Raw genomic sequence first — 13,239 nt, 5'->3', positions numbered from 1 at the left:
TAATTATACGACCTCTACAAAAAAATATTGAAATAAACACCACTAAACTTATTCTTGTATATTTTTAAAAGTAAAGATTCTTTTCTAGTTTTTGTCTTGAGGTCAATCAAAAAAATATTTATTAGAATGTTAATTCTGAAATTAAATTTTTAAATATAAAAATTATTGACTAATTAAATTAATAGTAATTAAAACTTAATAATATTATAAAATTAATTATTTACTTTGTCACATTTTTATACTCTAGGTTTAATATATGCTTTGTGTTGTTTGATTGTAATTATTTGTCTAGATGAAAAATATTAAACTTTTATGATGCTGTAAAAATAACAATAAAAAATAAAAAAAATAATTTTTTTAAAGGGTAGTATCTGGAAATTGTAAGAATTTGTAAGATTTATTTCCAATTTAAATTGAGTAGTTTGAAAAAATAATTATATCAATGTCTTGTGGGTATTTTTATCTATTAAATGAAGTGTGGTGAAAGTATGGAATGCTTATAATTTTAAAAGGATTGTATTTGTAATAATTTATATATAAGTCTAAGTGCTTATAAAACAAATAAATATATAGATGGATGATTTTATAAAAATATAGGCGACTATATTGTGAATATTAAAGCTTTGTACGCTAATGAAAATAATCGCACTAATATGAGTCTGCGCTTAGAAAAATAGCTCTGAATTCTAAGAGTTGGGATATAAGCGTTAAAAATAAAAGAAAAATATATTCTTTTAAAAAAAGAAATGGAGAAAAACATGAAAAAAATGACTCAAGCCACATTGGCAGCACTCGTACTGAGTTTTGGTTTTAGTTCAACAGCTCTCTACGCAGCAGAAACAAACCGAGGCGGCCCTCCACAAGAGGGTCCAAATAAACCTCATAAACCAGGCAAACATGGATGTGGAGACAAATGTGACGGAAAAATTGATATTGTTTTAGAAGTTCCAAGACATTGTGATTTAGATGTTGAGACGCCTCGATTAACACTTGCACAAACCACGGGAGGTAATTGGAGCGATGCGGGCTTCTTTAATGTCAGCACAAATGCCCCTTATCGATTAAATATTAATCCACTAAATACTTTGCGCAATGGTGAGAACTCTGTACCTGTAGTTGTGACTACTACACGTGGTGGAAAAGCTTATTATGGCACTCAGTCAAGTACCAAAGGGCAAGCTCATCGTTGGGATGTAGCAGCTACAGTAGCTGGTAGTGCGGTTGAAGCAGCTGATGCCGGTACTTATCGTGGTGTATATAACGTAGAAGTTCGATTCTAATTATAAGAAATTTTTTATATAACATTTTGAATAAGTAGGAGATGTACTACATCTCCTATTTTAATATTTTTATGATTAATAATAATTATATTTAGGTTTGGGAGTGAAATATGATTAAAAAAATTATAGGATTTTCTATATTGTTTTTGTTTAGTTTTTCTTTATCAGCGGGAATAAAATTCAGTCCTATCCAACTCTATATTCAAGATTTTAAAAGACAGAAAAGTACAACTGTTAATATTGAAAGTACAGGATTAAGTACTTCAAAAATATATGAAATTAGTGCATTTAAATGGCAGCAAAATGAAAAAGGTGAAGATATTTTATTGGAGGATAATACTTTATTGTTTAATCCAAAAACATTTGAGCTAAAACCTGAAAGTAAACAAGTTGTCCGTATCGGGTTTAGCCAACCCCTATTAAATTTAGAGCAACAGCAATCATGGAGGATCATTTTTAAAGAAGTAACACCAGTTGATGATAATTCTTCGATTAATTTTTTATTTAATTTCTCACTGCCTTTTTTTGCTGGAAAACAGGTTACACCAAAATTAAATATAGATCTGCAAAAAATTAATGAACTGGCTTATTTAAATGTAAATAATTTATCTAAATCTCATGCAAAAATTACTGAAGTTATAGTATTGGATAGTAAAAATAATCAACTCATGAAAAAAGATTTTGTTCAATATATTTTGAGTGGAAATAAAATTAAATTTGAACTTGGAGAATTAAAAGAAAATGGAGATTTGAAATTAAAGATAAAAGTGGAAGACCATGAGGGATATTTGGAATTTCCTGTAAAAGCCTAGAAGATGCTTACAAAAAGAATAAATAGTAAAAGGATGATGCTATGAAGGTCACTAAAATTCTTCTAATGATCGCGTGTGGGATGGGGCTAACAAATATAAATGCTGAAAATGTTCAACAGACGGTGCAGAAAGACAATTTAGAAATGTTCATCGTAAATATATGGGTAAATGGCTTAGATTATAAAACTGAAGCAATTCATTTTTCTGATGGAGGGCAGAGATATATTGAGTGTGAGGCTTTATCCAGAATCGGAATTCACATTGAAAGGATCCCCCGTCACTTGGTCAAGAAAGAATTCTGTTTATTGAATCAACCAGGTGTAACAGTTGAAGATGACTATAGTTTACAAGCCATTAAAATTAATTTTCCAGTCAATTATTTTGAAGATACTCATTATGAATTAGAGGTAGAAAATCCCGAGAAAGCGAATTTTGGAGGGTTTGTTAATTATAGCTTATTTTATAATAAAGATGATGAAGAACAAGAATTTAATACATTTTCAGAAATTGGGATATTTAAAGATTATTGGTTATTAAAAAATGCTTTTTTATATCGTAATGAACCTGAAGATATTGAAGAAGGATTTTTACGTGTCAATACGACGCTCGATGTTGAATTTCCAAAAATCTTTTCAAGACTTACCTTGGGAGATACGACAAGTCCTTATAGCAGCTTAAATAATTCTTTTCGGTTTGGGGGGCTAAGCTTTGGTACCAACTATACCAATCGTCCAGACTTTGTTTACTGGAATGCGCCTACTTTAAATGGAAGTGCAAGCGTACCCTCAACAATTGATCTATATATTAATGGGGTGCGTTTATATCGGGATTCTGTGACCCCTGGTAATTATAATCTTCCTGCTGGAGCAATGCTAAATCAGGCGGGTGATGCACAAATTGTTGTAGAAGATATTTTAGGAAATAGGAGCGTTCAGAGTTTTCCTGTTTATATTAATAGTCGATTATTAAAACCAAAATTGAATGAATATAATATTTCATTGGGTAAATTAAGATATAACTATGATTATGTCGGTGATGATTATCGGGAGTTTTTTACAAAATTGTTTTACCGGCGGGGTATAACGTCTTCAACGACTTTGGGAGGAGATTTTTTATATAGTAAAGAAGTCAGCAATTTTGATTTTTTATGGACCCAAGGAATAAGTAAATATTTGCTTATGGATAGTGCATTTTCAGTTAGCCAGACAGAAGCGGATGATGAACAAGGATATGCGGCTTCGATAGGCCTGAGTCGGGATTTTAGAAACTGGTCCTTTGGTATAAATAGTCGATATTTTACTCAGGAATATCAATATTTAAGTGGTGATATATATGACTCTAATATTGAAGCCTCAAATATTCTATATTTTAATTTTTCCAATTTGGGATTCATTGATGGATTAAATCTTAGTTATATTTATCAATCTTATTATGATCAAAATGGTTTTAGTAATGATACTCAGAAAATTTTTGATATTCGAGCTTCAAAAAGCTTAACAAAAAAATTATATACAAATTTTGGCTTTTATAAAGATTTTGGGAATGATGGGGATCATGGTTTTAATATCGCTTTATCTTATGATTGGGAAGAAAAGGGTCAAATTTATTTAAATCACGATACTGAAGATAATGAAACGAGTTTAAGTTTTAGTCACAGAACGATGACTCAGAATGGTTTTGATTATGTTTTGGGGGTTAATCGCACTGAAGAAGAAGTGAATTACAATGCTTATGGTTTATGGAAGACCAGTGTAGGTAATTTACAACTTTCTCATGATGAATATGAGAATCGTCGTAATTCACAGGCTATGTTTGAGGGTGCCTTAGTCTGGCTGGGTGGTAAAATAGCATTCACCAAATATGCTGATAATGCTTTTGTTCTGGTTGAAGTGGATCAACATCCAAATCTTGATATCTATCGCTCAGCGAGTCTATCTGGAAGTACCAATAATCAAGGCTATATGTTTATACATAACATTATTCCTTATATTCATTATGATATTTCTTTTGACCATAACCAGTTAGCGATGGAAGAAACTTTTGAACACTCTTCTAAAAAAATGATTGGTCTGGATCAACGTGGATATAAGCTGGATTTTCCTATCTATAAAACCAAACGTATTGCGCTAAGAATTAAAGATGCGCAACAAAATAATTTAGTCATAGGCTCTGAGGTTCTTGTGGATGGTCTCAGTACAGAACCTTCTTTTGTTGATAGTCAGGGTATTGTTTATCTATATCTATTTAAAGCAGGTACTTACAACCTCAAAGTGAAGACTAATAGAGGACAGCAGTGCCAGGCTCAATTCATTCTGAATGAAAACCAATTCCATAATTCAGACAAGCAAATTCTGGAAACTATATGTAAGTAGGAGTAGAAAAATGAAAAAGCTCTTTTTATTTATTACCGCACTCAGTATGAGTGAAATAGCTATAGCCCAATATTGCTCGATTGATGGTTTTACCACTCCAGAATTACGTCTAGCCAGCTATCAGCGTAGTCAGGCTGCCACTTCATTTAATATTTCATGTGATACTGGCTATTCAATTTTATTTAATAGTCAGAACCTGGTGAGTTCTAACGGGATAAGTTATGTGTCTAACGGTCCTAATAAGTTGCGTACCAAATTAAATTTGAGTGGTGCAAATAGTGGGTTATGGGGAGTCAGAGTGAATCAGGGAGCTTCACAGAGACAGAAATATGTCGTTTCAGTTCAACTCGAAGAGAATCCTTTTAATGGGGTTCCAGCTGGAACTTATCGTGATCGGATTTCTGTCGATATTAATTTTTAAATCATAGAGATGAGGACATTACCTGAAAGACTTTAAACCAACCCGGGATCAGCGCAGTAGAGTAAATATGCAGAAACTTTGAGGGAGTTAAATGAAGATCTGTATAAAGTGAATATCTTTTTAGTCTAAGGAATAATTAGTATTCACTTATTTTTATAATATAAATAATAATTTAGAAGATTTATTTTTGGCTTTTTTTAGTTATTTTTATTCATCAAATAGTCATGAGATCTTTCTATACTAGGTGAAAAATATAAGCGAATAGGTGCGAGATGCAACAAATTTCCATCTCAGAATTATTAGAGCAAAGACCTGTTATTCACAAAATCCAGTTTGATTTAAAAGAGCAACGTAAACAGGCTATTCGTGACAAAATAGTCCTAGAAGATCTGACACGGTCCCGTTTAAAAATTGCCATCGTTACCGAAACTTGGCCTCCTGAAATCAATGGTGTTGCCCACGCTTTATTGCAACTTTGTAAAGGATTACAAAAACAGGGACATAAGATTTTATTAATACGTCCAGAACAACGACAGGCCTGTAACGATTTTAAACCGCATAGTGAATGTCTGGTTAAAGCGCACTGCATTCCTAAATATAGTAATTTGCAGTTTGGTAGACCGCAATTTCTAAAAATCCATCAAGCTGTTGAAACTTTTACCCCCGATATTATTCACATTGTGACCGAAGGCCCTTTAGGTTTGGTAGCTCAACAGCTTGCAAAATTCCATAAAATTCCAGTCTCTAGCGGTTTCCATTCGTCATTTCAAGAATTTAGTCGGTTTTTTGATTTGGCTTTTTTGCTTAAGCCGATTCAAGGCTATTTAAGGTGGTTTCATAACAATACTGATTTGACCTGTGTCCCCAGTCGAGGTACGGCTCAAGCCTTGAATCAGTTTGGTGTAACTTGTCCCTTGGCAGTTGTGGGCAGGGGCGTCGATCCAGATACATTTTCACCAAAGTGGCGATCACCAGATTTGCGCTATGCTTGGGGTGTTTCAAACGAGACCCGGGTAATGTTGTATGTCGGACGGCTTTCTCCTGAAAAGGAAATTGACGTGCTGATCAAGACCTATTTTGTGCTGCGCCAAGTTCGTCAGCAAGATATACGTTTGGTGGTGGTTGGAGATGGGCCGGATCGCACTCGACTGCAACAACTGAATCAGGATGGCAGCATTGTTTTTGCTGGTAGCTTGACAGGAGAAAAACTGTCAACGGCGTATGCCAGTGCAGACGTATTCTGTTTTGCCAGTCAGGTTGAAACCTTTGGAAATGTGGTATTGGAAGCGATGGCCAGTGGCTTGCCAGTGATTGCTTATGATTATGCTTGTGCAAATTTGCATGTGCAGCATGGTGAAACGGGATGGTTGAGCAGACTTGGACATCAGCAGGGTTTGATCCAGCAGATGCTCGGATTGCCTGATCTGCAAAGATTGCAGCAGATGGGCGCACAAGCACGTAAAAAAGCCGAAAAGGTAGGCTGGCAATACCCGGTCCGGCAATTTGAACAAGCACTGTATTCACTGGTACAGCATCAGGAATACAGGATATAAAACAAGAAAGGAGCACCAGTGTGAAACTCCAGAATGTAAAGATTAAATTTTTAGAAATCGATTTGAAAGGCTGTGTTTATCTGAATCATTTTTCGCATTCAGTCCGTATTGCCACTTTTTTTAAAATGATTAGCCGCTTAGGAAATGGTGCATTTTGGTATTTCATGCTGATACTGGTTTGGATCATGCAAGGCTTGATCTATACCGTGCAGATTGTTTATCTGATTTTGGGAAGTACCATAGGTACTATGATTTACAAGGTGCTTAAAATCAAAACCGTACGGCCACGTCCTTATCAGGTGCATCAGGTGATCCGTCTAGGTGAACATCCACTGGATCATTTCAGTTTTCCCTCGGGGCATACCTTGCATGCCGTGATGGCAACCACCGTTTTAGGTTATGTCGCACCTTTATTACTGATGCTGATGCTGCCTTTTACGATTCTGGTCGCAGTGTCCCGAATGGTGTTGGGATTGCATTATCCAAGTGATGTGGCAGTTGGTGCAATTCTGGGTGGCATGATGGCAATTGCCATTGTCCTGACCGCGCCTTATCTGAATATTGTGCTGTAAAAATAAGTGAAAGCCGGAGCAAAGGCTCGCAGATTTTCACAGATTTGTTAAAGTACAGCATCAAAGCAATTATGGTGAGAAATAGAGATGGGTTTACGTTGGACTGACACTCTCGATATCGCGATTGAACTCTACGAAGCGCATCCAGATGTGGACCCGCAGTGGATTCGTTTTACTGATTTACATGCCTGGGTATGTGCTTTGCCTGAATTTGAAGATGATCCAACCAAGTCGACTGAAGGTCTGCTTGAAGCGATTCAAATGGCATGGATTGATGAGGCACGCTAAGCCCTCATCTTAAAAAAGCATTTTTTTACAGATGAAAAGCAGAAAAATGCGCATTATCTCGGTATAATGCGCCAAATTTTCATGTCAACAATTGACTTAAGGAGCCTATCATGGCTATCGAACGTACTTTATCTATCGTTAAACCAGACGCAGTTGCTAAAAACCACATCGGCGACATCTTTGCTCGTTTCGAGAAAGCTGGTCTTCAAATTGTTGCAACTAAAATGAAACATTTGACTCAAGCTGAAGCTGAAGGCTTCTATGCTGAGCACAAAGAACGTGGTTTCTTTGCTGACCTAGTTGCATTCATGACTTCTGGTCCAGTGGTTGTTTCAGTTCTTGAAGGCGAAAATGCTGTTCTTGCTCACCGTGACATCCTTGGCGCGACTAATCCTAAAGAAGCTGCTCCTGGTACTATCCGTGCAGATTTCGCTGTAAGCATCGACGAAAATGCTGCTCACGGTTCTGACTCTGTAGTATCTGCTGATCGTGAAGTTAACTACTTCTTCGCTCAAACTGAGATTGCTCCACGTACTCGTTAATTCGCAGTATTCAAGCCAGATAAGTGTTATTATACTTATCTGGTTTTTTTATTCTCTGAATAATTCTTTGCTCACATATTGAGCTTCTCCTTTCATCTTTAGACATGGTTTAGGTAATACACATGAGTACTGAAGCAGTCGCTGTATCAGCAATTTCTGAGCCGCAGCAACACACTCCATCCGCTCCAGCACAGGCAAATACTGTCGAGAAAGTGAATTTACTTGGCATGTCACGTCCGCAAATGGAAAAATTCTTTGAGGACATGGGTGAGAAGAAGTTTCGTGCCGGGCAGGTGATGAAATGGATTCACCAGTTCTTCGTGACTGATTTTGCTGAAATGACCAATATTTCAGGAAAACTGCGTGAAAAACTGGAAAAGATTTGTGAAATTAAAGCGCCTGAAGTGGTGCATAAAAACTATTCTAAAGATGGTACCCGTAAATGGGTATTCCGTGTTGGCGATGGCGAAGGTTCTCTTGTTGAAACCGTATTGATTCCTGCTGAACATCGCAGTGGTTTACGTCGCACTTTGTGTATTTCTTCACAAGTGGGCTGTGCACTGGACTGTTCATTCTGCTCAACCGGTAAACAGGGTTTCCAGCGTGATTTGACTCAAGCCGAAATTATCGGTCAGCTCTGGATGGCGAACTATTCCTATATGGAAGATGTGCCTGTACTTGAGCGTGAACGTTCAGTCACGAACGTGGTGATGATGGGCATGGGCGAGCCATTACTCAACTACGATGCCGTGTTGAACTCGATGCGTGTGATGCTAGATGACTTTGCATACGGCATGTCAAAACGTCGTGTGACTTTATCGACTTCTGGTGTTGTGCCGAAAATCGATCAGATGGTCAAAGATATTGACGTGGCGCTGGCTATTTCATTGCATGCGCCAAATGATGAACTGCGTAATGAGCTGGTGCCGATCAATAAAAAATATCCGCTTGAGCAGCTGATTGCAGCATGTCAGCGTTATATTGCCAAAGATGGTAACGAAAGTTCACGTAAGCATGTAACCATTGAATATGTGATGTTAGATGGCGTGAATGACCATCCTGAACATGCCCAGCAAATGATTAAGCTGTTGAAGAATTTGCCAAGCAAGATTAATTTGATTCCTTTTAATCCGTTCCCGCATGCGCCATATGGCCGCTCAAGCCGCAACCGGATTATTTCTTTCCAAAAAACTTTGTCTGATGCCGGTTTTGTGTGTACGATTCGTCAGACACGCGGTGATGACATTGATGCCGCGTGTGGACAGTTAGTCGGACAAGTCGCTGACCGTACCCGTCGTGCGGAACAGTGGAAAAAGAAAATTGCGCAATCGAATGAGATCATGCGCTCACAAGGATAATAAGAGGTCGCCAGTTGAGAAATCTAACATCAAAGTTTGCTTTGATTTCAACAGTATGTGTGTCTTTGGTTTTAGTCGCGTGTCAGACGCCAGATCTGGGTCAGAAAGACCCTGAAAAGGCCACCAAAGTCCGTACCCAATTGGCGGTAGAATATCTGAGAACAGGTGACTTGGATGCAGCCAAACGTGCGCTGGATCAGGCACTTGAGACTACTCCGCGTGATTCTCAAGCAAATATGATGATGGGCGTGCTACTGCAACAGGAAGGCAGTAAGCTTAATCTCGAAAAAGCAGATCATTATTTCAAGCGTGCGATTTCGGCAGATCCGAAAAATGCGCAGGCGCGAAATAATTACGGCACTTATTTATATCAGCTTGAACGCTATAATGATGCGATCGAGCAGTTTCAAATTGCTGGTGCCACGTTGGGTTATGATCAGCGATTCCGCGCACTGGAAAATATGGGGCGGATTTACCTGAAACTGGGTGATACAGCAAATGCTGAAAAATCATTCAAACAGGCGCTGCAAGCCAATCGCGATTCTTATATTTCAATGTTAGAGTTAGCAGAAATATTTTATTTGAACCAGCAGTTCCCGGCGGCGACACAAATGTATCAACAGTTTGTGCGTGGTGTGGGACAGAAAAATCAGGGTGCCCGTGCGCTCTGGGTTGGCATTCGCACTGCGCGTGCCGGGGGTGATCAGTTGGGGATGCAGGTATTGGTCAACCAGTTACGTGCACTTTTTCCTGAAAGCCAGGAATACCAACGTTATTTGCAATTACAGTACAGTACTGAGGCCGTATGGAAGTAAATCCTAATTCACCATCGAATCATTCGAGCGTAGCTCCAAATGCGTTAGGAAATATTCAACGTCCGGGCGAGTACTTGCGCCAGATTCGTATCAATCAGCAACGCAATCTGGAAGATGTAGCGAAAGAGCTGAACATCCCAGTCAAAACCCTGACTGCTCTTGAGCAGGATGAATACAAGTCTTTGCCTGAAGCGACCTTTATTAAAGGTTATTACCGGACTTATGCCAAATTTCTGGGTGTAGATGCGTCTAGTATTATTCAACGTTTTGATGAAATTTATACCAATGATACCGGGCTGCTGCCGAATCATGCCCTGAATAATTCTCCTATCAAAATTATGGGGAAATTGCCAGGTTCCAAACGTGACCGCAATCGTAAGTGGTTAAAGCGCATTTTTATTACGCTGGTATTGCTGCTGATTTTGGGTGCACTGTTTGCCATGATTCAGAACTGGTCGAGTAGTAATTCACAAAATAGCACTGAAGTCTCTGGAGTAGGCGCTTCTAATGTCGAGATTCTGAATCTGGATACAGGTGCCGCACTTTCCGGTGATCAGCTGAAACTTGATTTTAACCGTCCGACTTCGGTGCATATTGTCGACTCGGCGGGTAATGTTCTGGCAACTGGCCGTCAGGCATCGAGCTTGCAGCTGAATGGTGAAGCGCCATTCCAGATTCGTCTGGATGATGCATCGGCTGTATCACTCAGTTTAAATAATGAAAATATTTCATTGTCACCCTACACTGTGAACGGAAAAGCAGAATTCCGTTTATCACCTTAATAGATCAAGAGTAGAGCAGAACGATGATCGTAAATCCAATTAAACGTCGTCCAACACGTAAAATTCGTGTGGGTTCAGTTTATGTGGGTGGTGATGCACCAATCAGTATCCAGTCCATGACCAATACTGAAACCTGTGATGTGGCAGCTACGGTTGCACAGATTCAGCGCTGTGTGGATGCGGGCGCGGACATCATGCGGGTTTCAGTGCCAACGATGGAAGCGGCAGCAGCATTCGGTGAGATTCGCAAGCAGGTCAATGTACCTTTGGTGGCGGATATTCACTTCGATTATAAAATTGCTTTAGCAGTTGCTGATTTGGGTGCAGATTGTCTGCGGATTAACCCGGGCAATATCGGTTCGGAAGCGAAAATCCGTGAAGTGGTGGCCGCAGCACGTCATAACGATATTTCCATGCGGATCGGGGTGAATGCCGGCTCACTGGAAAAAGATATTCAAAAGAAATATGGCGAGCCGACTGGTCAGGCTTTGCTTGAATCTGCGATGCGCCATATCGATATTCTAGACCGTCTGGATTTCCAGGAATTCAAAATTTCAGTCAAAGCATCGAATGTGTTCCTGACCATGGATGCGTATCGTTTGCTGTCACAGCAAATTGATAATCCGCTCCATCTGGGTGTCACAGAAGCGGGTATTTACCGCACCGGTTCGGTTAAATCTGCCATCGCTTTGGGTGGCCTGCTGATGGAAGGCATCGGGGATACCATGCGTATTTCCTTAGCTGCCGAGCCTGAAGAAGAAATTAAAATTGGTTTTGATATTCTGAAATCGCTGGGTCTGCGCTCCAACGGGATTAACTTCATTGCCTGCCCAAGCTGTTCACGTCAGGAATTTAATGTGATTTCCGTGATGCAGCAACTTGAAGAGCGTTTAGAAGATATTCGTACCCCAATGGATGTCTCGGTCATTGGCTGTAAAGTGAATGGGCCGGGCGAAGCCAAAGAAGCGGATATTGGTGTCGTAGGTGCAGCACCACGTTCACTGGTGTACCGTAATGGTGAAAAGAGCCATTTAATTGACACGAATCAATTGGTTGATGAAATCGAAACCATGGTTCGTCAACGTGTTACCGAGCTTGAAGAAGCTAAATCTAAAGAAATTATTCGTACAAGTTTTCCTGAGTAGATCATGAGTTCAATCGTCGCAATCAAAGGTTTTAATGACATTCTCCCAACGCAAACCCCAGCTTGGAGACGTCTTGAACAGCATCTATCCGGTTTGATGGATGCCTATGGCTATCAACAAATTCGTTTGCCTATCGTAGAACAGACTAACCTGTTTAAACGTTCGATCGGTGATGCAACCGATATCGTTGAAAAAGAAATGTATACCTTCCTCGACAAGGGTAATCCGCCTGAGTCGTTGACGTTACGTCCTGAAGGGACGGCTGGCTGTGTACGTGCCATGCTGGAGCATAACCTGCTGCGCGGTGCGACGCCTCGCGTCTGGTATATCGGCCCAATGTTCCGTTATGAAAAACCGCAAAAAGGCCGCTACCGTCAGTTCCACCAGTTTGGTGTGGAAACTTTTGGTGTTGCGACTCCGGACATGGACGCAGAACTGATTTTGATGACGGCGCGTCTGTGGAAACGTATGGGTGTAGCAGACAAGGTTCAGCTTGAGTTAAATACACTCGGTGAGTCGGATGAGCGTGCAGCATATCGTGCGGCACTGGTTGAATTCCTGGAGTCGCATAAAGCGGATCTGGATGAAGATTCTCAGCGCCGTCTGACCACGAATCCATTGCGTATTCTGGATTCTAAAGATGCCAAAACACAAAGCATCTTGGAAAATGCACCGAAACTGCATGACTTTATGGGTGAAGAAACTCTGGCGCATTTTGCCCAGTTACAGCAGTATTTGACTGATGCAGGCGTGAGCTTCGTGATCAATCAAAAGCTGGTACGCGGTCTGGACTATTACAACAAAACTGTTTTTGAATGGACCACAACCCATTTGGGTTCACAAGGTACAGTTTGTGCCGGTGGCCGTTATGACGGTCTAGTGGGGCAACTTAAAGGAAAGGCAGATCAGTCTGTTCCTGCAGTTGGTTTTGCTATGGGGATCGAGCGTTTATTGCTTCTGCTGGAACAGGTTGAAGACAATACCCCGACACGTGATTGTGAAGTATTCCTGGTGGTTGAACCGGCTTCTCAAGGTAAAGCTTTGGTCATTGCGGAGCAGATTCGTGATCAGCTTGAAGCAGCAGACAGTCAGGTTCGTCTGAAAGTAGGCTCACAAGGTTCAATGAAATCGCAAATGAAAAAGGCCGATCAAGCCGGTGCTTTGTATGCGGCGATTTTGGGCGAGCGTGAACTGGAAGCTCAGGCGTTTACTGTGAAAGAGCTGGCAACCGCAGAGCAATCGAATGTACCATTTACGGACTTCGTTGCATTTTTTAGTACTAAAATTTCTTCAAAATAA

General features: G+C 39.8%; 13 protein-coding genes. All 13 read left to right on the top strand.

Translation table 11 applies throughout. The features are described from left to right. Positions 1-758: 758 nt before the first annotated feature. The 13 genes from MWG72_RS08985 (at position 759) to hisS (ending at position 13,239) form a co-directional block, all read left to right on the top strand. On the top strand, positions 759-1,280 hold the full coding sequence (locus tag MWG72_RS08985; RefSeq protein WP_247143830.1) for a hypothetical protein: 522 nt from the start codon (positions 759-761) through the stop codon (positions 1,278-1,280). Between the two features lie 110 nt (positions 1,281-1,390). After that, positions 1,391-2,092, top strand: a complete 702-nt coding sequence (locus tag MWG72_RS08980) for a fimbrial biogenesis chaperone (RefSeq protein WP_247143829.1) — start codon at positions 1,391-1,393, stop codon at positions 2,090-2,092. 41 nt (positions 2,093-2,133) lie between these two features. Beyond that, the gene (locus MWG72_RS08975) at positions 2,134-4,464 is read left to right on the top strand and encodes a fimbria/pilus outer membrane usher protein (RefSeq protein WP_247143827.1); all 2,331 of its coding nucleotides are present in this window, start codon (positions 2,134-2,136) and stop codon (positions 4,462-4,464) included. 10 nt (positions 4,465-4,474) lie between these two features. After that, positions 4,475-4,885 (top strand): hypothetical protein, encoded by a 411-nt coding sequence (locus tag MWG72_RS08970; RefSeq protein WP_247143825.1) that lies wholly within the window; start codon positions 4,475-4,477, stop codon positions 4,883-4,885. Positions 4,886-5,157: 272 nt separating this feature from the next. Then, entirely contained in the window at positions 5,158-6,438 is a 1,281-nt protein-coding gene (locus MWG72_RS08965; protein WP_247143824.1) for a glycosyltransferase family 4 protein, read from the top strand. A gap of 20 nt (positions 6,439-6,458) precedes the next feature. After that, positions 6,459-7,010 (top strand): phosphatase PAP2 family protein, encoded by a 552-nt coding sequence (locus MWG72_RS08960; RefSeq protein ID WP_168730661.1) that lies wholly within the window; start codon positions 6,459-6,461, stop codon positions 7,008-7,010. Between the two features lie 87 nt (positions 7,011-7,097). Next, positions 7,098-7,298, top strand: a complete 201-nt coding sequence (gene iscX / locus MWG72_RS08955) for a Fe-S cluster assembly protein IscX (RefSeq protein WP_004278360.1) — start codon at positions 7,098-7,100, stop codon at positions 7,296-7,298. Positions 7,299-7,408: 110 nt separating this feature from the next. Continuing rightward, positions 7,409-7,840 carry a nucleoside-diphosphate kinase gene (ndk, locus tag MWG72_RS08950; protein ID WP_247143822.1) on the top strand — a complete coding sequence of 144 codons (432 nt, stop codon included), beginning with the start codon at positions 7,409-7,411 and terminating at the stop codon, positions 7,838-7,840. 122 nt (positions 7,841-7,962) lie between these two features. Next, a complete protein-coding gene (gene rlmN / locus MWG72_RS08945; protein ID WP_247143819.1) occupies positions 7,963-9,198 on the top strand; it encodes a dual-specificity RNA methyltransferase RlmN in 1,236 nt (411 codons plus the stop codon). 14 nt (positions 9,199-9,212) lie between these two features. Next, entirely contained in the window at positions 9,213-10,013 is an 801-nt protein-coding gene (gene pilW / locus MWG72_RS08940; RefSeq protein WP_224216973.1) for a type IV pilus biogenesis/stability protein PilW, read from the top strand. Continuing rightward, complete coding sequence (locus MWG72_RS08935) at positions 10,004-10,795, top strand: helix-turn-helix domain-containing protein (protein ID WP_004278356.1); 792 nt, start codon at positions 10,004-10,006, stop codon at positions 10,793-10,795. Before pilW ends, MWG72_RS08935 begins: the two co-directional genes overlap by 10 nt. Positions 10,796-10,818: 23 nt before the next feature. Then, entirely contained in the window at positions 10,819-11,940 is a 1,122-nt protein-coding gene (gene ispG / locus MWG72_RS08930; protein WP_004278355.1) for a flavodoxin-dependent (E)-4-hydroxy-3-methylbut-2-enyl-diphosphate synthase, read from the top strand. 3 nt (positions 11,941-11,943) lie between these two features. Further along, a complete protein-coding gene (hisS, locus tag MWG72_RS08925; RefSeq protein WP_247143818.1) occupies positions 11,944-13,239 on the top strand; it encodes a histidine--tRNA ligase in 1,296 nt (431 codons plus the stop codon).

It is taken from the genome of Acinetobacter lwoffii (assembly GCF_022967985.1).
GTDB lineage: Bacteria > Pseudomonadota > Gammaproteobacteria > Pseudomonadales > Moraxellaceae > Acinetobacter.
This window is presented reverse-complemented; position numbering and strand designations above follow the sequence as displayed.

Coding starts and splice junctions, on each gene's coding strand:
- MWG72_RS08970 (WP_247143825.1), top strand. CDS start 4,475: ATGAAAAAGCTCTTTTTATTTATTACCGCACTCAGTATGAGTGAAATA.
- MWG72_RS08980 (WP_247143829.1), top strand. CDS start 1,391: ATGATTAAAAAAATTATAGGATTTTCTATATTGTTTTTGTTTAGTTTT.
- iscX (WP_004278360.1), top strand. CDS start 7,098: ATGGGTTTACGTTGGACTGACACTCTCGATATCGCGATTGAACTCTAC.
- ndk (WP_247143822.1), top strand. CDS start 7,409: ATGGCTATCGAACGTACTTTATCTATCGTTAAACCAGACGCAGTTGCT.
- MWG72_RS08985 (WP_247143830.1), top strand. CDS start 759: ATGAAAAAAATGACTCAAGCCACATTGGCAGCACTCGTACTGAGTTTT.
- hisS (WP_247143818.1), top strand. CDS start 11,944: ATGAGTTCAATCGTCGCAATCAAAGGTTTTAATGACATTCTCCCAACG.
- ispG (WP_004278355.1), top strand. CDS start 10,819: ATGATCGTAAATCCAATTAAACGTCGTCCAACACGTAAAATTCGTGTG.
- MWG72_RS08935 (WP_004278356.1), top strand. CDS start 10,004: ATGGAAGTAAATCCTAATTCACCATCGAATCATTCGAGCGTAGCTCCA.
- MWG72_RS08975 (WP_247143827.1), top strand. CDS start 2,134: ATGAAGGTCACTAAAATTCTTCTAATGATCGCGTGTGGGATGGGGCTA.
- MWG72_RS08965 (WP_247143824.1), top strand. CDS start 5,158: ATGCAACAAATTTCCATCTCAGAATTATTAGAGCAAAGACCTGTTATT.
- rlmN (WP_247143819.1), top strand. CDS start 7,963: ATGAGTACTGAAGCAGTCGCTGTATCAGCAATTTCTGAGCCGCAGCAA.